Source organism: Paraglaciecola hydrolytica (assembly GCF_001565895.1).
GTDB lineage: Bacteria > Pseudomonadota > Gammaproteobacteria > Enterobacterales > Alteromonadaceae > Paraglaciecola > Paraglaciecola hydrolytica.
Genome location: NZ_LSNE01000006.1, coordinates 349,838 through 368,116 on the forward strand (window position 1 = coordinate 349,838; position 18,279 = coordinate 368,116).

General features: G+C 41.8%; 19 protein-coding genes. 12 read left to right on the forward strand and 7 right to left on the reverse strand.

Annotated features, from left to right (window positions below):
• Positions 1-11: 11 nt before the first annotated feature.
• Genes AX660_RS13590 through AX660_RS13600 form a run of 3 tightly spaced genes read right to left on the reverse strand, consistent with a single transcriptional unit; the run spans position 12 to position 3,774 of the window.
• Positions 12-923: a tetratricopeptide repeat protein gene (locus AX660_RS13590; protein ID WP_068377825.1), complete on the reverse strand. Its 912-nt coding sequence runs from the start codon at positions 921-923 to the stop codon at positions 12-14.
• The gene (locus AX660_RS13595; protein ID WP_068377827.1) at positions 920-1,897 is read right to left on the reverse strand and encodes a polysaccharide deacetylase family protein; all 978 of its coding nucleotides are present in this window, start codon (positions 1,895-1,897) and stop codon (positions 920-922) included. Before AX660_RS13595 ends, AX660_RS13590 begins: the two co-directional genes overlap by 4 nt.
• Positions 1,894-3,774 carry a serine/threonine protein kinase gene (locus AX660_RS13600; protein WP_131811802.1) on the reverse strand — a complete coding sequence of 627 codons (1,881 nt, stop codon included), beginning with the start codon at positions 3,772-3,774 and terminating at the stop codon, positions 1,894-1,896. The genes AX660_RS13595 and AX660_RS13600 overlap by 4 nt, the downstream gene beginning before the upstream one ends.
• A 240-nt stretch (positions 3,775-4,014) precedes the next feature.
• On the opposite strand from AX660_RS13600, the gene AX660_RS13605 reads away from it, so the two are divergent.
• Positions 4,015-4,821 (forward strand): PP2C family protein-serine/threonine phosphatase, encoded by an 807-nt coding sequence (locus AX660_RS13605; RefSeq protein ID WP_068377831.1) that lies wholly within the window; start codon positions 4,015-4,017, stop codon positions 4,819-4,821.
• A 77-nt stretch (positions 4,822-4,898) separates the two neighbouring features.
• Here the strand turns inward: AX660_RS13605 and AX660_RS13610 are convergent, their stop codons facing one another.
• The 3 genes from AX660_RS13610 to ygfZ form a co-directional block, all read right to left on the reverse strand.
• Positions 4,899-5,579: an FHA domain-containing protein gene (locus AX660_RS13610; protein WP_157884339.1), complete on the reverse strand. Its 681-nt coding sequence runs from the start codon at positions 5,577-5,579 to the stop codon at positions 4,899-4,901.
• A 205-nt stretch (positions 5,580-5,784) separates the two neighbouring features.
• The gene (locus AX660_RS13615; protein WP_068377835.1) at positions 5,785-6,270 is read right to left on the reverse strand and encodes an FKBP-type peptidyl-prolyl cis-trans isomerase; all 486 of its coding nucleotides are present in this window, start codon (positions 6,268-6,270) and stop codon (positions 5,785-5,787) included.
• Between the two features lie 84 nt (positions 6,271-6,354).
• Positions 6,355-7,281: a tRNA-modifying protein YgfZ gene (gene ygfZ / locus AX660_RS13620; RefSeq protein WP_068377837.1), complete on the reverse strand. Its 927-nt coding sequence runs from the start codon at positions 7,279-7,281 to the stop codon at positions 6,355-6,357.
• Between the two features lie 160 nt (positions 7,282-7,441).
• Here ygfZ and AX660_RS13625 point away from each other — a divergent pair, with 160 nt between their 5' ends.
• From AX660_RS13625 to AX660_RS13635, 3 genes are read left to right on the forward strand one after another with little or no spacing between them, the layout of a single operon-like run.
• Positions 7,442-7,693, forward strand: coding sequence for an FAD assembly factor SdhE (locus tag AX660_RS13625; RefSeq protein WP_068377839.1), 252 nt, complete (start codon positions 7,442-7,444; stop codon positions 7,691-7,693).
• 31 nt (positions 7,694-7,724) lie between these two features.
• Positions 7,725-8,120, forward strand: coding sequence for a protein YgfX (locus tag AX660_RS13630; RefSeq protein ID WP_068377841.1), 396 nt, complete (start codon positions 7,725-7,727; stop codon positions 8,118-8,120).
• 4 nt (positions 8,121-8,124) lie between these two features.
• Positions 8,125-9,024 carry a MaoC family dehydratase gene (locus tag AX660_RS13635; RefSeq protein WP_068377843.1) on the forward strand — a complete coding sequence of 300 codons (900 nt, stop codon included), beginning with the start codon at positions 8,125-8,127 and terminating at the stop codon, positions 9,022-9,024.
• A 46-nt stretch (positions 9,025-9,070) separates the two neighbouring features.
• On the opposite strand, the gene nadB is transcribed toward AX660_RS13635, so the two are convergent.
• Positions 9,071-10,705: an L-aspartate oxidase gene (nadB, locus tag AX660_RS13640; protein WP_068377845.1), complete on the reverse strand. Its 1,635-nt coding sequence runs from the start codon at positions 10,703-10,705 to the stop codon at positions 9,071-9,073.
• 241 nt (positions 10,706-10,946) lie between these two features.
• Between nadB and rpoE the strand changes: the two genes are divergently transcribed.
• The 8 genes from rpoE (at position 10,947) to era (ending at position 18,257) form a co-directional block, all read left to right on the forward strand.
• Positions 10,947-11,528: an RNA polymerase sigma factor RpoE gene (gene rpoE / locus AX660_RS13645; protein ID WP_068377847.1), complete on the forward strand. Its 582-nt coding sequence runs from the start codon at positions 10,947-10,949 to the stop codon at positions 11,526-11,528.
• Between the two features lie 58 nt (positions 11,529-11,586).
• Entirely contained in the window at positions 11,587-12,207 is a 621-nt protein-coding gene (locus AX660_RS13650; RefSeq protein ID WP_068377849.1) for a sigma-E factor negative regulatory protein, read from the forward strand.
• Positions 12,208-12,253: 46 nt separating this feature from the next.
• Positions 12,254-13,219, forward strand: coding sequence for a MucB/RseB C-terminal domain-containing protein (locus AX660_RS13655; protein ID WP_407669390.1), 966 nt, complete (start codon positions 12,254-12,256; stop codon positions 13,217-13,219).
• A 2-nt stretch (positions 13,220-13,221) separates the two neighbouring features.
• A complete protein-coding gene (locus AX660_RS13660; RefSeq protein WP_068377851.1) occupies positions 13,222-13,710 on the forward strand; it encodes a SoxR reducing system RseC family protein in 489 nt (162 codons plus the stop codon).
• 262 nt (positions 13,711-13,972) lie between these two features.
• A complete protein-coding gene (lepA, locus tag AX660_RS13665) occupies positions 13,973-15,769 on the forward strand; it encodes a translation elongation factor 4 (RefSeq protein WP_068377852.1) in 1,797 nt (598 codons plus the stop codon).
• On the forward strand, positions 15,770-16,678 hold the full coding sequence (lepB, locus tag AX660_RS13670) for a signal peptidase I (RefSeq protein WP_068377853.1): 909 nt from the start codon (positions 15,770-15,772) through the stop codon (positions 16,676-16,678). It begins immediately after the preceding gene.
• Complete coding sequence (gene rnc / locus AX660_RS13675) at positions 16,679-17,365, forward strand: ribonuclease III (RefSeq protein WP_068377854.1); 687 nt, start codon at positions 16,679-16,681, stop codon at positions 17,363-17,365.
• Complete coding sequence (gene era / locus AX660_RS13680; RefSeq protein ID WP_068377855.1) at positions 17,355-18,257, forward strand: GTPase Era; 903 nt, start codon at positions 17,355-17,357, stop codon at positions 18,255-18,257. The genes rnc and era overlap by 11 nt, the downstream gene beginning before the upstream one ends.
• The last annotated feature ends 22 nt before the right edge of the window (positions 18,258-18,279 follow it).

The window sequence follows — 18,279 nt, forward strand, 5'->3', positions numbered from 1 at the left end:
GCCACATAACATCAGTTTGTTGCTTTTATTTGCCGCAGATTTTGTTGGATACGCTTAGCTTGAAACAGCAATTTAGTTGCGCTTTGATTATTGTGATCAAAGGCGACACTGCTCTGTAAATACTCTACCGCCTTATCAATATCGCTTTTTAATACTTTATTAGCTTGCACAAAATAATGGTTTGATACCTGTTGTTTTAGCTGCGATAGCTGGTCAGATACGCCCGACGTGGGTTGTAGTTTATATGCCTGTTCAAGATAGCCTATGGCTTGTTCATTCTCCCCACGTAGTTGATGTACTTCAGCTAATTTAAGCAAAGCATGCAATTGATGTTGTTGCGCCTCAGTATTTTTTGGTGTTGTTAGCAAATAATCTTGGCTTAGTTGTAGCAGTGCGCTGAAGTTTTTCTGCTTAAGTAGGTTTTGTGATTGTTGATTATAGTCAGCCTGAGCTTTTTGCAACTGTTGCTGGGTTTGACTCAGTTTGATGTTCTCATTCATCTTGGCCGTTTTTTTTTCGGCGGCAGACAGCCCTGTTTTAAATTCAATATTTCTAAGTTGCTGCATGGCAAATTGATTATCTGGTTCAAGTGCCAAAATTTTCAAACATATGGTTTTTAGCGAGTTGGAGTTAGCTGCTGGTGTTAATTTTTTTGCCTGAGCGGTAAGCAGAGCGGTTTTCTGAGATATTAACTGGCTTAAGCGCCTTACTTCAGCATCCACTAGTGCTTGCTGTGGAGAGATGGTTTTTGCAATTTTCCATTGGATAAGCGCATCTGCGTATTGTTCTTCTGCTTCTAGTTGCATTGCTAATAATTGGCGTTGTAAATAAATATCGGCTTGCTCATGAGTGACAGTTGCACAAGCACTTAATATGCAGACAATCAGCGCGCTTAGGTAGTACTTTTTATTAGCTGCGCTCATTTTAAGTTTACTTGTTTAAAGCCATCAAGCTGCTTGACGAAAGTAGTCAGATTATCGTCGGCGTAGATCATGGTGCGATTCAGTAGATAAGGAGAGGCAAATGTGGGGTTACTGCCTTTTTTTACGGTCAGTCCAAGTTGGTAGTGTTGCTTCGCCAGTAAGTCGATGAGTTGTTGGCTGGTATTACCATATGGGTAAGCAAAATATTGGGCTGTACGTTGGATCTTTTGTTGCAGTATTTTATCGGTATCTAACACTTCTGTTGCCAAACGTTGCAGATAAGCACTTGAATTTTCGCCTCCCGCTTTGGGAGATAAGTTGTCATGTGACTTAGAATGAGACTGAATATCGACTAAGGGATCATTATTCAAGAAGCCGACATCACGCCAATTTAACGCGGACCCTACGCCTATAAAATCAGGATAAATAAACAAGGTGGAAGCAAAACCATATTTTTTTAAGATCGGATAGGCAATTTCCAGATAGCTTTTATAACCATCGTCTATGGTGATGACCACAGATTTTTCCGGTAATGCCTGTTGGCCCTGAGTAAAATGATGAAATTCTTGCAGCGAGATCACTCGATAATCATGTTGCTGCAAATAGGCCATTTGTTGTTCAAAATTGTTTGCTGACACCACCATGCTGTTATTAGCTGGCCCAGCGGAAAATTGGTGGTAACAAAGGATCGGGATACTCTGATAGCCATTAACGTAAACGGCTGCGGGGTTGAAATTGCGTTTGGGGATGGCAACTACATCACCTTTACTCAAATTAAGTTGCGGATTGTATCGCGCTATAATGCTGGCGTCTTGTGGATGACCAAGATAAGCGATGGCCAAGCTCGTTAGGTCGTCCTGTGGTAAGGGTTTGATGATGATAAAGTTTGCATCTTGTGCGACAGTTTGCCGACCACTGCTGGCGCAGCCTGACAAGCCTGCTAAGCAGCAAAAGATAAAAACCAGTCCCTTCATTTGGTTTTTTTCCCAGTTGATTTAGTGGTACTTGTTGGTCCCTCAGATTTGGCTGGTTTAGATTTTGTCAGTGCACTATCTAGTTCGATTAAGCTGCTTGCCAAAATGGTTTCATCATTCTCAAACATTGTGTTTACCGGTGCTTCTTCACTAGCATCAGTGGCTGTATTGTCAGACTTTTTCGGTTTTACCTTACGCAATAAGGTTTTAACTGATTTGTTGATGGTTTCGACGGTATTTTTAATTTCAAACGGTTGGCTCGATTCTATCTCTTCATATTCGTCTGTGGCGAGGGTATGGTGGGCGGCCGCGGCCATCTTATTAAAGCTAGTAAATAGCTCACCTATTTCATCGTTGCGACTTAAAGATATACGCGTGTCGTGATGACCTTCGGCATAACTTTGTAAGGCACGATTAAGTATTTTGAGTGGCTTAGCCAATAAAGCACCAAAAATAAACAGCACAACAAATACCGAAGAAATAGTGACTAATGCCAGTCCCAACATTAACCAACCGGTGATACTTTTCACTTGCTCCAGGCTGGCTTGTGATAAACCCAATATGATGTGACCGACTTCAGTATTTTGGAACAATATCGGCGCATTAATATTAAAAACCTTGTTGCCGTTGGCGAGCTCTATACTGGTGGTCGTTAGATCATCTTTTTCTAATACGTGCTCAGCACTTTCGCTTAACTTATACTGTTGTCCTACCAAAGAAAGATCACTGGCTCCCCTGATAGTACCAGAGCGGTCTGTGACAATGAGATAGCTGAACGTATCGCGACTACTGGCTTCGCTAATAAAACTTTCTAGGGTGATCCAATCTTCGCTTAGCAGAGGGATCGCTGTTTCAATCGCAATAAATTTGGCAAAGGAAGCGCCTGAATCAACCGCTTGGCTAGTCATTGCTCGAGATTGAATAGTAAATACCACAGTCATACTGACCAACATGATCACTGCCACAATCACACTCATATAGAGTGACCAGCGGATTTTTAAGGGCACATATTTATGTTTACGTTGTTCTTCTTCTTGCTCTCTGACACTGGCCAATTCTTTGGCTAATGCGGCAGCTAAAGCCCCACCTGTTTGAAAACGCTTATCGGGTTTTTTTTGCAATAATTTAGAAATGATTTGACGCAAACCCGCAGGTAAGCCGGGACAGAGTTTCTGCAGTGGCTCGGGTTGGAGTTGGGTGATTTGTGTCATTAAAGTGCCAATGTTGCCTGCATCAAAGGCTTTGGCTCCACTGAGCATTTCATACAAAATTACCCCAACTGAGAACAGATCAGAACGGCCGTCGATTTCTTCTCCTAGTGCTTGTTCAGGGGACATATAACGTGGTGTGCCAAGCACCGAACCAACATGAGTTTTTTGTACTTCCTCGCTTTCATTCATGCGGGCGATACCAAAGTCGGCAACTTTGATCGACTCACCATCAGGCAATACAATAATGTTGTCAGGTTTAATATCGCGATGGACTATGCCGGACTGATGAGCATAATTAAGGGCTTTAGCCAGTTGTAAACCGATGACTAGGGTTTCTGCCACCGACATTTTTTTCTTTTCTTTTAATACATCGCCCAGGTCTTTGCCTTCGAGTAACTCCATCATCATGTAGGGCGTTTTGTTAATTTTACCTACATCGTAGACCGTCACAATGTTGGAGTGGGATAAGGCCCCTGCGGCTTTGGCTTCGCGCAAAAAACGTGATAAGTACTCTTCGTCTACACAAAGATCTTCTTTTAGTACCTTAAATGCCACGGCGCGATTAATTTGTGGATCATAGGCCTTATACACCTTGGCCATGGCGCCTTCGCCTATAAGTTCCTGAATTTCAAACCGTCCAATTGTTGTGTTCAAAATATCCGTCACAGTTTGACTCCCGCATACTGTTAAATTGCCAAAGCTTTGTTATTGAAGTTTGCTGCTAAGTAGGTAATTATCGGTCGAAAATGAGTCTACATAGAAAAATAGCTTCAGGCAAAATACTATTATACTCAGTGGCATAAGTCTCGATTGATATTCAGCAAGTCGATATTTTTACGTAGGTTTTTTGCGCTTTTTTACATAATATTGATGCAAAAGCTTTGATGTATAGGAAATTAACAATTCATGTTGAAAAATGATTGGCTGTCAGTTGCTGATACCGATATCGGGGCGATCCGTAAGATTAATGAAGATGATTTTCTCAACGCGCCGCAAATAGGTTTATGGTGTGTGGCCGATGGCATGGGGGGGCATCAAAAAGGAGATCTTGCCAGCAGCATGATAGTCGATCGTCTTGCGGAGTTTAATCTACCTGGAAACTTTCCGCTTACGCCTAATTTAGTCAAAGAAGGCTTGATCGAAGTGAACAGCAGTTTGCTGAGCATTGCCGCTCAATCTGCACCTAAGACAGTAATTGGCAGCACCGTAGCAGTCTTATTATTTGATCACAGTCACGCCCATTGTGTATGGGCCGGTGATAGCCGAATTTACCGTTTTCGGCAGAATAAATTAACTCGCTTAACTAAAGATCATAGTCAGATAGAAGAAATGCTCGAAGCTGGTTTATTGAGCGCGGAAGACGCTGAGCACCATCCTGCATCAAATGTGATAACTCGTGCGGTAGGCGCTAATAGTAGACTTGATTTGGATGTCAGTTCGATAGCTCGTCGGCAGGGAGATATCTATTTGTTATGCAGTGATGGTTTAAACAAAATCATGCCTGATGATGAAATTGCCAACATCTTAAGAACCTCTCCCTTGTCAGAAGCCGTTGAGGTATTTATTGGCACTGCCTTGCAACGTAAAGTGCGGGATAATGTAACAGTAGTGCTGGTTGCGGATTATGCCGCTCAGTCTGAAGAGTCTATTGATAAAGCCAGTCTTGATGCAACTTTAGCGCTGGATGAAACCTTGCCCTTAAAATCTAACTAGCCATTGCCAACAGTCTAGGCATGTTTAGCTTGAACAACATTCATATATTAAAGTTAAATACGGCTAATTCAGTCAAGCTAATCTTTGTGTAGGATAGTGGTTTTTTCTAACATGGCTTCGTTGCGGATCTTGGGGCGGTACTCTCGAATGGTGAACAGAATATCTTTAAATAGAATTTCATCACCGTGTAACAGTACTTGTTTATTTGTTACTTTTTTACCATTAATTTCAGTGCCATTAGCTGAACCTAAATCTTCAGCAAACAAAACCTCATTGTCCAAAAAAATCCGCAGGTGGTAACGTGAAATGTATGAGCGCAGTAACGTGATGTCACATTCAATGGCTCTACCTATGGTTATAGGCTCAATAATTTTATATTCCAAACCTTCCAATGGACCATTTTCGGCATAGAAATACCAACCATCATGTACTGCGGCCGGTTTTAAACCTTTGGTTAATGACAATCTACGATCAATAATTGGCGCTATGTTATTGAGTACTCTGCGTTCGGTAAACGGTGCAATGCGGATAAACCCTCGAATAGTGACATCATAAAACCATGAAATGGTCAGGGCTACGGGGAATAAAATAATCAGTAATACCAATAATCCCTGAAAATAACTGTTACTCAGGCCCACAGCGGGAAAAGTAAGTGAGGCGACTTGCACAATAATCCATGAACTGACCACATACAGTAGCAAGGTATTGAGAACTTTTCGTCGGCGTAATTCGCCAAACAGATTGCTCAATTTATGCATTGTTTTATCCATTAAGTAGGTAAGGCTCTCGTGGCCGTTAAACTCAGTTGATATTACCTGTAACTTCTTGTATTGACTAGGGTATGTTAATTGATTATGGAAGGGAGGTGTGTTTTACCGATTTTAAATGGGCCAGTTGTTATAACGGGCCGCAAATATAGCCAATGACACAAAGCAGACCACTTTGTGTCATTATCAATATTTCTTAATGATTGTGACCACAACCCTGAGCAGAGTGAGGATGGCCATGGGCAATTTCTTCATCTGTGGCGGCTCTAACACTTAATACTTCTACGTCAAAATTAAGGGTAAGTCCTGACAAAGGATGATTCCCGTCAATAACAACTTCATCATCAGTAACATCGATAACCATTACCGATTGTTCGCCGTCATCTGTCGTGGCGCGAAAGGTCATACCGGGATTCACTTCCATACCAGCAAACATGGACATGGGAACGACTTGCACAAGCTCTTCATAGCGTTCTCCATAAGCTAATTCAGGGCTGACATCGATAACAAATTTATCGCCGCCTTGTTTACCTTCCAATTCATTTTCTAGGCCTTGGATCAAATAATGACTACCTTGCAGATAGTCCATTGGAGCACCCTGCCGGGAAGAGTCGATTTGTGTACCGTCTTGGGTACAAACAGTGAAGTGAATAGAGGCTACGGTGTTTTCAGTAATTTTCATGATTGTCCACATACTAAGGTTATAATTGCGCTGATCCTTGCTCAAGTCGCAATATTAATTAAAAAATAAGCTTGAACTATGCTGTTAGGCTAGTTCATAGGGTTGAGGTAAGACGGTAAAAATCGTCTCTGGTGATTCTTTAAGGCGCATTACCGAGCCTATTTCGGTATCGTGGGCTAAGACGGCAAGTAACCAGCTTTGGCCTTTGTGTGTCGCACTACGTAATATTTTTCCTGCCGGACGCCAATTTTCACCCAATTGAAGTTCGAGACTGTCGCCTGCTTGAGTTTGATGAGAGCCTTCGCCATGCAAACGAAAAGCAGCACGTTTGTTTTTACCCAAATATTTAGTGCGCGCCACTACTTCTTGTCCCATGTAACAACCTTTGCTAAAACTGATAGCGTCGAGTTGTTGTAGGTTCATCATTTGCGGGACAAATTCGTTAGCGGTTGCTAGACGGACGTCGGCAATACCGGCCTTAATATCTTCTATTTCCCACAAGATCTCACCAGCAGGTGTTGAGTCGATGGAGACTTTATTGGCAGCGGTTTGCGGTTGTAGAATGACATAGCGGGTACTATTACCATGTAAGGCCATGACTAAACCATGGTCGTTGTGTACGATTTCTTGGTTTAGTTCAGGCAAGAGGCCAAATACTCTGATGATCTCTGCTTCAACAGCTTTACCAAGTCCGGCTGAGATTAGCCAATTTTCACTACCGTTAGTGATAGTAACTTTGGCAAATACTCCGTATTTTTTAAGTTCACTTAAGGACTTTTCCAATACCGAACTATGGCTTAATAACAACAAATCTTGCTGCCATGAAAAGAGGTAACTGACACTCCAGGTTTTCCCTTTAAAATCACAATGGCAGGCTAATAAGGCCTTATTGGCCGTCAGTGCGTTAACGTCTGCGGTAATCTGCCCTTGTAAGTACTTTTCTTTTTCAGGACCAGACAATTGAATCAGTCCCTTGTCCGTTAAAACCGTATAAAAATCACTCGCTACCATATCGTTCTCTTTTGTCCTTGCTGCCACTTTGAGCATTTGTTTAGGATTAAACTGTCTTAGTCAGTTTATCGCTTAATGCGTTGTACTTTAATAATGGTATCATGTTGCTAATTTGCCAATGAAATAAAATAGATGGCTATGCATAAAATGAGGAATAAGCATGTTTGATAACAAACGATTAGGCCGTTTGAAGTGGGCTTGTCGCCGTGGAATGTTAGAGCTCGATGTATTGTTTATGCCTTTTGTAGAGCATGGTTTTGCAGAGTTAGATGATGAAAAAAAACTGGTTTTTGAACGATTGTTAACCTTTGATGATCCTGATTTATATGCGTGGTTTATGGGCCATTTAGCCTGTCATGATGATGAGATCAAAGCTATGATTGGACACATACTTAGTCGTGTCAAAGTATAGGGTCGAAGTGTTGCCCTCTCGGCTGAAAGTTATGCTGTTGGTGACCTTGTGGGCTTTAATCTTGTTTTCGTTATTTCATTGGCAAAGAGATATCTTTCCTTATCAACCGTTGTTGCAATTTTTTCTGGCGGCACTGGCGGTGGTATTAGCTTTTAGAACGCTGCAAAGGGCGGCCAAAACTCAGCCGTTTGTGGTCGCGTTTAACCAACAAGGCCAGTGGAGCTATTTGGATAAAAACAACCAAGTCCAATGGCAAATGACCGATAAATCTCGTTTGACTGACTGGTTATTGTGGGTTCAACTGGTTTCTCCCCTTGATCCACGTCAACGCCATTGGTTGCTGGTATTTAAAGATCAACTTAATCAAGAGGATTATCGCAGTTTGTGTCGGGCGATCCTTTATCAACAACAGAGCAGAGAACTGTAGTTTTATGTCCCAGCAACGTGATCACTATCTGCCTACTGTACCTCAATTTGCATACTTAATTCCCGCCATTTTATGTAAAGCCAACAAGGTGTTTATCAAAGAATCGATTTTGCCCAGTGAACGTTATTGGGTAGAAGCTATCACTTTAGATTTACACAAAATTAAGGCATTTAATCAGCTTACGGCGTGGCACCATAGTGACATAGTACACCCAGGTTTTTTACATACCGTGGCGTTTCCATTGCAACTTAAACTCATGTTACATAAGGACTTTCCTTTCTCAATGATGGGGATAGTGCATATCGCCAATATGATTGAGCAATATCAAACTATAGCGCCGACTAGTCAGATTGAGGTGTGCTGTCAATTAGCTGAAATCAGACAACTTAAGATTGGTTGTTTGTTTTCGATTGAAACAGAATTTTTTATTAAGCAGCAGCGAGTGTTGCGAGCTAAACATCAATATTTACGAAGGGCAGATAAAGTAACTAAACCCAGAACAAAGCTTGCTCCAGAAACCGATTGGCAAGGAGCAAACGCAGCCCAGCATTGGCCTTTACCCAGCAGCTTAGGTTGGCAGTATGCCAAGTGTTCACAAGATTACAACCCCATTCATTTGCATCCTCTGAGTGCCAAATTGCTGGGTTTTAAACAACATATAGCTCATGGCATGTGGATGAAATCTAGAGCATTTTCAGCATTATGTGATGCACACCCCGCCAAACTGCAAGGTGCATTAAGTTGTGATGTAGAGTTTAAGAAACCACTTTTTTTACCTAATTCCATTACTTTTCAACAGCGGGCTATATCAACTGAATCTGTTACAGAGTTTTGTATTAGTAGTGAACTTAATCAGCAAACGGTTGAACATATGAGCGGCAGGTTGGAGTTTTTAGACCATTAGCCAAAGGTGAATGGAGGTTGCACCTTTGGCTACATAGTGACTGGTTTTATGCGGATAACCCCGTATTGCCAGTGGTTTTGCCTGACAAAATAGTAGGCACTGGGTTAGCTAATAGCTCAGGATAGTCGAGATTATAATGTAAACCTCTGCTCTCTTTGCGTTGTTGTGCACAACGTACAATCAAATCAGCGACTGTCAGCAAATTACGTAATTCCAACAAGTTATTACTGACTTTGAAGTGGGAATAGTATTCATCAACTTCTTGTTTTAACAAGGCGATACGATGTTGTGCCCGTTCAAGTCGTTTATTGGTGCGCACTATGCCGACATAATCCCACATAAACAGTCTTAGCTCATGCCAATTATGTTGGATGATAACTTCTTCGTCAGAGTTGCTGACTTGACTTTCATCCCATGCATTAATGGGCTCAATAACGTGTTTTTCGTCTAAACGTTGAATAATATGATCAGCGGCTGCATGAGCAAAAACAATACATTCAAGTAAGGAATTGCTTGCCATGCGGTTGGCGCCATGTAAGCCGGTATAGGCAACTTCACCTATGGCATATAAGTTATCTAAATCAGTTTTTGCATCAAAATCGGTCACCACGCCACCACAACTATAATGGGCAGCGGGTACCACGGGTATAGCTTGGCGAGTCATATCTATGCCCAAAGAGCGGCATTTACGATAGATATTCGGGAAGTGTTTAACGATAAAATCACTGGGTTTGTGGCTGATATCTAAATACATGCAATCCGCGCCTAAGCGTTTCATCTCAAAGTCGATGGCGCGGGCCACAATATCACGGGGGGCTAAATCGCCTCTTTCATCAAAACGTTGCATAAAGGCAGTACCATCGGCATGGCACAACTTTGCACCTTCGCCACGCAGCGCTTCAGTGATTAAAAAGTTACGAGCCTCAGGATGATATAAGCAAGTAGGGTGGAATTGGTTAAATTCCATGTTTGCCACCCGACAACCTACGCGCCAAGCCATGGCAATACCGTCGCCACTAGAGACATCAGGATTCGAGGTGTATTGATATACCTTACTCGCACCGCCCGTGGCTAATGCCACAAAACGACTACGAATTACCTCAACACTTTCTCGTTTTCTATTCCAAACATAGGCACCAATAATGGCGTTTTTATCGGTGCTGCTTTTAATTAAATCAACTGCATTATAACGTTGAAATAAATGAATATTGGGATGGTGTTTGACAGCCTCAACTAAAGTTAACTGTACCGCAGCGCCGGTGGCATCAGCAGAGTGCAGTATACGTCTGTGGCTATGACCACCTTCACGAGTTAAATGAAATCGCGCTTCAGTCGTTGTTGATTCATTTTCCTGAGCTGAAATTTGATCGAAAGGCATGCCAAATTTAATCAACCACTGCATGCAAGCCTTGGCACGGGATGCAGTAAAATGCACAGCGCCGCGGTCACATAATCCTGCGCCGGCGTCCAAGGTATCTTCTACATGACTTTCTATAGAGTCATCTTCATCAAAAACGGCGGCTATGCCACCTTGTGCATATTTTGTTGAACCTTCTGAAATATCACTTTTACTCAGCACAATGACCTGACAATGCTCAGCAAGTTTTAATGCCAGACTTAAGCCTGCGGCACCACTACCAATAATAAGCACATCACATTGATGTTCGACGCTAGCCTGCATACACTACTCAATTAAACCAACAGAAGTCCGTCATACTAAATAACAGTCGAAAAATTACAATAATTGACTGGTAATTTCATACATAAAGCCCCATTGAATGCTTGTGTAGTAGTCAAATTTGGCTTTGTTGCAATTTTTTTGTCAAATAAAACATGTAAAAGCGAACTTTACTGAGATCCTATAGTCAATAGTAGTGCTTGCATGAGTCGTAGTATTAATTCGTAAGGGAGTAAGGGCTCGAATGAGCGAGCAATTAACAGATCAACAGATAGTTGAAAAGGTACAGCTTGGAGATAAAAACGCGTTTGGTTTGTTGGTGATAAAATATCAACACAAAGTGGCGTATTTAGTTTCAAGGTATGTAAAAAATTCTGGCGATGTATCTGATGTAGCGCAGGAAGCGTTTATTAAAGCCTATCGGGCTTTACCGAGTTTCAGGGGAGAAAGCGCATTTTATACATGGCTATACAGGATTGCCGTTAACAGCGCTAAAAACTATTTAGTTGCGCAAAGCAGGAAGCCTCCTGCAAATGATGTTGACGCAGAAGATGCGGATTTTTATGATGGCAGTGATGCGTTAAAAGAGAACAATTCTCCTGAAAAGAGTTTGATGTCTGATCAAATGGAGAAATTGTTGTTTGATACACTTGAACAGTTACCAGAGGATTTGCGTATGGCTATTAGCCTACGTGAGTTAGATGGGATGAGCTATGAAGATATAGCCAATGTTATGGATTGCCCAGTTGGCACGGTAAGGTCACGTATCTTCCGAGCCCGAGAAGCTTTAGATAAAGTCATTCAGCCCATGCTGATGAACGACTAAGCTTCAGTTAAAATTAATTTTTAGATATTTAATATCAATTTAGCGGGAACCAGTATGTATGTCGCAGAAGTTTGAAAATTTGTCAGCGTTAGTTGATGGTGAAAACTCTCAATTTGACTTGCAAGGTAATGAGTTAATTACCGCGATTAAAAATGATAAAGACTTAGAGCAGAAATGGCACTCTTATCATGTTATTCGTTATGGCTTGCGCAAAGAGTTACCTCAGCAAATGCAATTTGATATCGCTGCTAAAGTGATGTTGGCTTTAGAATCTGAGCCAGCCATTTTGGCTCCTAAGAGAAATTGGCGCGATTTACCTGTGTTAGGCTCTGTCATTCCCTTCGTTAAACAAGGTGGACAAATGGCCATTGCCGCTTCTGTTGCTGTTGCGATGATCATTGGGGTACAGCAGTTTAATCAAAATGAAGCTGATCAACCTTTTAATTCAGCGGCACCTATATTGGGTATTCCTGGTGGCTTGTCGCCGGTGAGCTTTGAACAAACCAATACCATGCCACAAAATGATATGATGGAACAAAGACGTAGAATTAATGCATTTATTGCTGATCATCAACAACAAATGCGTTTAAAATCAGTAGAATTAAACATCACACCTAGTTCTGTAGAGCAACCTGCAAAAAATGATTTCCAGCCTGAAATTCTTAACGATACACCTTAAATTTATAACGGTACCCCGCATAGGGGTACTGCTGGCCTTATTATGTATATCAACTGAGAGTTTAGCTCAGGAGAATCAAGACACAGAGCTTCAAGCTGATTTCGCAATTAGCCAGTACCCTTCAGATACAGCAGAAGCTTGGTTAAGTAAAATGGCTAAGGCGTTCAAGTCACTCAATTACAGTATTTCTTTTGTGGTACTTAAGCCCGGAGTTGATTCACAGCCTTATCTGTGGCGCCATGCTATCGACGAAAATGGCATTGAAATGGAGCAATTAAATTTGCTTAATGGGCCAGGCAGGGAAGTGGTAAGAATTGGTAACAAAGTCAGTTATTTTGAACCTAACGTGCCGCCCTATAGCTTGCAATCCAGTACGATAAACGGGCCATTTCCCTCAGAGCTTTTTTATCAACCAGAAAAACTGTTTGATAGTTATGAGTTTGTCTTGGTCGGCAGGAGCCGAGTTTCTGGCCGTTCGGCCCAGCAAATAAGAGTAATCAGTAATGATAAAAGTCGTTTTGGTCTCAACCTCTGGCTTGATCAGGAAAGTGGTTTATTACTCAAAATGAATATGGTGAATCTTGAAGGTCAACCACTTGAACAAATTCAGGTGGCAGCTATTCAAGTGACTGAACAGCCAGATCCCTTTTTCGCCCGTATCGACCTGCCAATGTTGCCGGATATATTGGTCATGCGTGGCCAGCAAGCTACAACACCGCGCTGGAAGCTTAATTATTTACCATTAGGTATGCACGTTGCTAAACAAGACATTCATCGTCTGCCTATGACGGGGGAACTGGTTGACTACATTTTGCTTACTGATGGCTTAGTTGATGTTTCAATTTATTTGCAACCCATGGCCAGTGCTAAAGCTTCACAGGATTTAATTGGCCGTCATGAATCTAATACTATTTTGACTCGACAAATGGGCGAGGTAAGTGTCACTTTGGTGGGTAAAATACCGGCAGTTACCGCCGATGCCATTTTAAAATCTATCCAATTAGTGCAATAACCATGGTTGAAGAAATCGGTATTGTGGTGCGGATAGATATCGAACAAGGCATACAATACCTTTGGATTGAGACAGAAGTTAAAACAACGTGTAGTAGCTGTCAGGCTCAAAAAAATTGTGGTACCAGTGTTGTGGCTAAGGCCTTTACCAATAAAAAACAACAACTGAAACTGGCCTATGCACAAACAGTTGAACTTGGCCAAAAAATCAAAATAGGCATTCCAGAAGAAAGGCTACTTAGCGCTTCATTATTAGTGTATTTACTACCCATCTTCGCGCTAATGAGTGGTTCCGTATTAGCTAGCTTAGTACTACCGATGTTTGCACTTGATTCGGAGTTATGGCAAGTACTTGCTGGTTTTACCTTAGCCTTCATAGCGTTTCTGGGGGTAAAAAACTATCTTAATGGTGCAAATCAGCAGCATTTTTGTCCACAATTGTTAGGCCTTATTGAACCCCAACCTCAGCTTATAGACGTTAAGCAGATCTGAAAATGCGTTGTTAAGCAGGCGATACAAGTAACAACTTGGTTTACTAAATTGAGTCAGTCCAAATATAGAGCTAAGCGTTGACTTAGTGTGATGGAGTGGGATTAATCAAATTGCGATGAGATCCTTGTCGCAAAGTTAGCTATAAAAATGTAAAATCCAGCCCTATTTAATCAATTGTTCCCATCTTTCGCCTGAGCATGTACTTTTTGTTCGAACAAGCGCTTGGGGAAAGCAACAGCACTAGGTATATTTCTAAAACGCTATGCAACAGAAGCACATACGAAACTTTTCAATTATTGCCCATATCGATCACGGTAAATCAACCCTTTCAGACAGGCTTATCCAACACTGCGGTGGATTACAAGCCCGTGAAATGGCCGAACAAGTTCTTGACTCGATGGATATCGAAAGAGAGCGTGGTATTACCATCAAGGCGCAAAGTGTTACCTTAAATTATAAAGCCAAAGACGGTGAAACCTACCAGTTAAACTTTATCGACACCCCTGGGCATGTGGATTTTACTTATGAGGTTTCTCGTTCGTTAGCGGCTTGTGAAGGTGCATTGTTAGTGGTGGATGCCGGGCAGGGTGTAGAAGCTCAGACTCTGGCAAACTGTTACACCGCCATTGAATTAGAAATGGAAGTGGTGCCGATCATTAACAAGATTGACTTACCACAAGCCGAGCCAGATCGTGTGGCGGCAGAGATAGAAGATATCGTTGGTATTCCAGCGATGGACGCGGTGCGTTGTTCTGCAAAAACAGGCGTTGGCATAGAAGATGTACTTGAAGTGATTGTTAATCAAGTACCTTGTCCTGAAGGCGATCCAAACAAACCGTTAAAGGCGCTGATTGTTGACTCGTGGTTTGATAATTACCAAGGTGTTGTTTCATTGGTACGTATTATTGACGGTCAACTTCGTAAAAATGACAAAATGAAAATCATGTCAAATGGCGTAATACATCAGGTAGATAAGGTAGGTATCTTTACACCTAAAGCCACTGATACTGGAGTGTTAAGCGCTGGCGAAGTAGGTTTTGTTATTGCCGGCATTAAAGAAATCCATGGCGCACCGGTAGGTGATACCATCACACTGGCTAAAGATCCCGCGGCGCAAGCGTTGCCCGGATTTAAAAAGGTTAAACCACAAGTTTATGCCGGTATGTTTCCTATCAGTTCTGATGATTTTGAAGACTTCCGTGATGCCCTCAACAAACTCAGTTTAAATGATGCTTCTTTATTTTTTGAACCAGAAAGCTCATCAGCTCTCGGTTTTGGTTTCCGTATTGGTTTCCTTGGTATGTTGCACATGGAGATCATACAGGAGCGTCTAGAGCGAGAGTATGACCTTGATCTAATCACCACAGCGCCTACAGTGGTGTATGAAGTAGTGAATACCTCGGGTGAAATTATCTACGTAGATAACCCTTCTAAATTACCACCAGTGAACAACATTCAGGAAATTCGTGAGCCTATTTGTGAAGCGAATATCTTAGTACCACAAGAATACCTAGGTAACGTAATTACCTTGTGTATCGAAAAGCGTGGTACGCAAAACAATATGACTTATCACGGTAAACAGGTTGCCTTAAGTTATGATTTACCTATGGCCGAAGTCGTCGTGGATTTCTTTGACCGTTTAAAATCAACTAGCCGTGGTTTTGCATCGTTAGATTACAATTTCAAACGTTTCCAAATCGCTAATATGGTGCGTTTGGATCTGTTAATTAACTCCGAAAAAGTCGATGCCTTGGCAATGATTACTCACCGAGATAACGCTCAAGGCCGTGGTCGCGATATTGTTGAAAAACTGCGTGAAATCATTCCTCGGCAGATGTTTGATATTGCCATTCAAGCAGCAATAGGAAATCAAATCATTGCTAGAAGTTCGATTAAACAGTTGCGTAAAAACGTTATTGCAAAATGTTATGGTGGTGATATTAGCCGTAAGAAAAAATTGCTACAGAAACAAAAAGATGGGAAAAAACGGATGAAACAAGTGGGTAACGTAGAACTCCCTCAGGACGCGTTTATGGCCATACTGAAGGTGGGTAAATAAATGGCAAATTATTTTTCTATTTTTTTAGTGGTATTAACCTTGTCATCAGGTTTTATCTGGTTAGTGGATAGTTTGCTGTTTGCCCCTAAAAGGCGTGAGCGTATGGCCTTAGCTGGCAATATGCAAAGCGGTGATTCTGAACTGCAACCGGATCAACAATTACCGTGGTTGGTGGATACAGCCCAACAGATATTCCCCGTTATTGCGTTTGTATTGATTTTGCGTTCGTTTTTATATGAACCCTTTCAAATCCCTTCTGGTTCAATGATGCCTACATTATTGGTAGGTGATTTTATTCTGGTTGAGAAATTCTCTTACGGTTTAAAAGATCCTGTCATGCGCAAAAAGTTTTTTGCGACGGGTGAACCAGAGCGTGGTGATGTCGTGGTATTCAAATATCCGGTTGATCCCAGACTCGATTACATCAAACGAGTAGTAGGTTTGCCTGGCGATACGGTGATTTATCGTAACAAACAACTGCAAATTAAACCCGCTTGTAATACTGCGGATAATTGTCTTCCTATGGCCCCTGTGGCACTTAAGTTAGAAAGTGTTGGTGAAGCATTTCAGAATTTCTCACCCTTAGAAAGGTACACTGAACAACTCGGTGAAGTAAGCCATGAAATCTATCGCACTACGGATCACACTAACCGTTCAGGAGATTATTATCGTCAACCCGGTACTCAGGTCGATGAGTGGTTAGTGCCTGAAGGTCATTATTTTGTGATGGGTGATAACCGCGATAACAGTTTAGATGGCCGTTTTTGGGGCTTTGTACCTGAAGAAAATTTAGTGGGTAAGGCCGTCGCCATTTGGATCAGTTTTGAATTTGATCGGGTACCGAGTAGTTGGATACCTTCGTGGATCCCAACCGGTGTCAGATTTGAACGTGTTGGTGGCATACATTAGATGCATTTAGTTGATCCTTATATAAGTTTATATAAGAAAATAGCTTATACCTTCGCAGAACCGGCCAATTTGACCAAGGCACTGACTCATCGTAGTGCCAATAAAAAACATAATGAACGCTTGGAGTTTCTTGGTGATGCCATACTCGGCATGATCATCGCAAAAGCGCTTTATCAGCGCTTTCCATTGCAGCCAGAGGGTAAATTAACCCGTATGCGCTCCAATCTAGTTAAGGGCGATACACTCGCCGCTTTAGCTCGTGAGTTTGCTTTGGGAGATTTATTACTGTTAGGGCCAGGTGAACTTAAAAGCGGTGGGTTCAGACGAGATTCTATTCTGGCCGATGCTCTGGAAGCCATTATTGGTGCGATCTATTTAGAAGCAGGTTTAGATGTATGTGAGCCCATCGTACTGCAATGGTTTAGCGATAGACTTAACGAGCTTGACCCTCAAGCTGTGTCTAAAGATGATAAAACCCGTTTGCAGGAATTTTTGCAAGCTAAAAAGTTACCTTTGCCCTTGTATGAAGTGACCGAGATTACCGGCCAATCCCATGAACAAATTTTTTACGTTGAATGCTCTGTTGCAGGCTTAAAACAAGCCACAGTTGGCAAGGGCAATAGCCGTCGAAAAGCGGAACAAAAGGCCGCTAGAATAGCCTTTGAGAAATTATCCAATGCAGAATAATACTCGTTGTGGAATGATTGCTATTGTTGGTCGCCCCAACGTAGGTAAATCAACGCTGTTGAATAAATTACTGGGTCAAAAAATCAGTATAACTTCACGTAAACCACAAACCACTCGTCACCGCATTATGGGCATTGATACAGAAGAAGAGTATCAGGCGATTTATGTCGATACCCCAGGTTTACATATCGAGGAAAAACGGACGATTAACCGTTACATGAATCGTGCGGCGTCGAGCTCCATTGCTGATGTAGGTTTGGTACTGTTTTTAGTTGAAGGTACCAAGTGGACTGAAGATGACCAGATGGTTTTAACTAAAGTTCAGCAGAACAATGTACCTTGCTGGCTGATAGTTAATAAATCCGATAACGTTAAAGATAAAGAAACCATGTTGCCTCATTTGCGTTGGTTAGGTGAGCAACATCAGTTTGATAAAATTATGCCGGTGTCGGCGAAAACCGGCAAAAATGTTGAAGAGCTGCGCGCACTGGTACAACAAAGTTTGCCTGAGAGTGAGTTTTATTTTCCCGAAGATTATATTACTGACCGTTCCAGCCGTTTTATGGCCTCGGAAATTATTCGTGAAAAACTCATGCGTTTTACCGGTGATGAATTACCTTATTCGGTTACCGTAGAGATTGAACAGTTTTTACTCAGTGATAACGGTATGTATCGTATTAACGGTTTGATTTTAGTGGAACGCGACAGCCAAAAAGCCATGGTTATTGGTAAATCTGGCGCCAAGCTTAAAACCATAGGTGCCGAAGCGCGTAAAGACATGGAAGCTTTGTTTGAAGCTAAAGTGTTTTTGGAATTATGGGTTAAAGTTAAATCCGGTTGGGCAGATGATGAAAGAGCCTTACGGAGCTTAGGTTACGGCCTAGATAACTAAACGTTGTAGTAAGTGCGGCTTA

Bases quoted from the DNA above. Each gene is read 5' to 3' on its own strand.
- AX660_RS13590 (WP_068377825.1), bottom strand. From the start codon at position 923: ATGAGCGCAGCTAATAAAAAGTACTACCTAAGCGCGCTGATTGTCTGC.
- AX660_RS13595 (WP_068377827.1), bottom strand. From the start codon at position 1,897: ATGAAGGGACTGGTTTTTATCTTTTGCTGCTTAGCAGGCTTGTCAGGC.
- AX660_RS13605 (WP_068377831.1), top strand. From the start codon at position 4,015: ATGTTGAAAAATGATTGGCTGTCAGTTGCTGATACCGATATCGGGGCG.
- AX660_RS13610 (WP_157884339.1), bottom strand. From the start codon at position 5,579: ATGCATAAATTGAGCAATCTGTTTGGCGAATTACGCCGACGAAAAGTT.
- AX660_RS13615 (WP_068377835.1), bottom strand. From the start codon at position 6,270: ATGAAAATTACTGAAAACACCGTAGCCTCTATTCACTTCACTGTTTGT.
- ygfZ (WP_068377837.1), bottom strand. From the start codon at position 7,281: ATGGTAGCGAGTGATTTTTATACGGTTTTAACGGACAAGGGACTGATT.
- AX660_RS13625 (WP_068377839.1), top strand. From the start codon at position 7,442: ATGTTTGATAACAAACGATTAGGCCGTTTGAAGTGGGCTTGTCGCCGT.
- AX660_RS13630 (WP_068377841.1), top strand. From the start codon at position 7,725: ATGCTGTTGGTGACCTTGTGGGCTTTAATCTTGTTTTCGTTATTTCAT.
- AX660_RS13635 (WP_068377843.1), top strand. From the start codon at position 8,125: ATGTCCCAGCAACGTGATCACTATCTGCCTACTGTACCTCAATTTGCA.
- nadB (WP_068377845.1), bottom strand. From the start codon at position 10,705: ATGCAGGCTAGCGTCGAACATCAATGTGATGTGCTTATTATTGGTAGT.
- rpoE (WP_068377847.1), top strand. From the start codon at position 10,947: ATGAGCGAGCAATTAACAGATCAACAGATAGTTGAAAAGGTACAGCTT.
- AX660_RS13650 (WP_068377849.1), top strand. From the start codon at position 11,587: ATGTCGCAGAAGTTTGAAAATTTGTCAGCGTTAGTTGATGGTGAAAAC.
- AX660_RS13660 (WP_068377851.1), top strand. From the start codon at position 13,222: ATGGTTGAAGAAATCGGTATTGTGGTGCGGATAGATATCGAACAAGGC.
- lepA (WP_068377852.1), top strand. From the start codon at position 13,973: ATGCAACAGAAGCACATACGAAACTTTTCAATTATTGCCCATATCGAT.
- lepB (WP_068377853.1), top strand. From the start codon at position 15,770: ATGGCAAATTATTTTTCTATTTTTTTAGTGGTATTAACCTTGTCATCA.
- rnc (WP_068377854.1), top strand. From the start codon at position 16,679: ATGCATTTAGTTGATCCTTATATAAGTTTATATAAGAAAATAGCTTAT.
- era (WP_068377855.1), top strand. From the start codon at position 17,355: ATGCAGAATAATACTCGTTGTGGAATGATTGCTATTGTTGGTCGCCCC.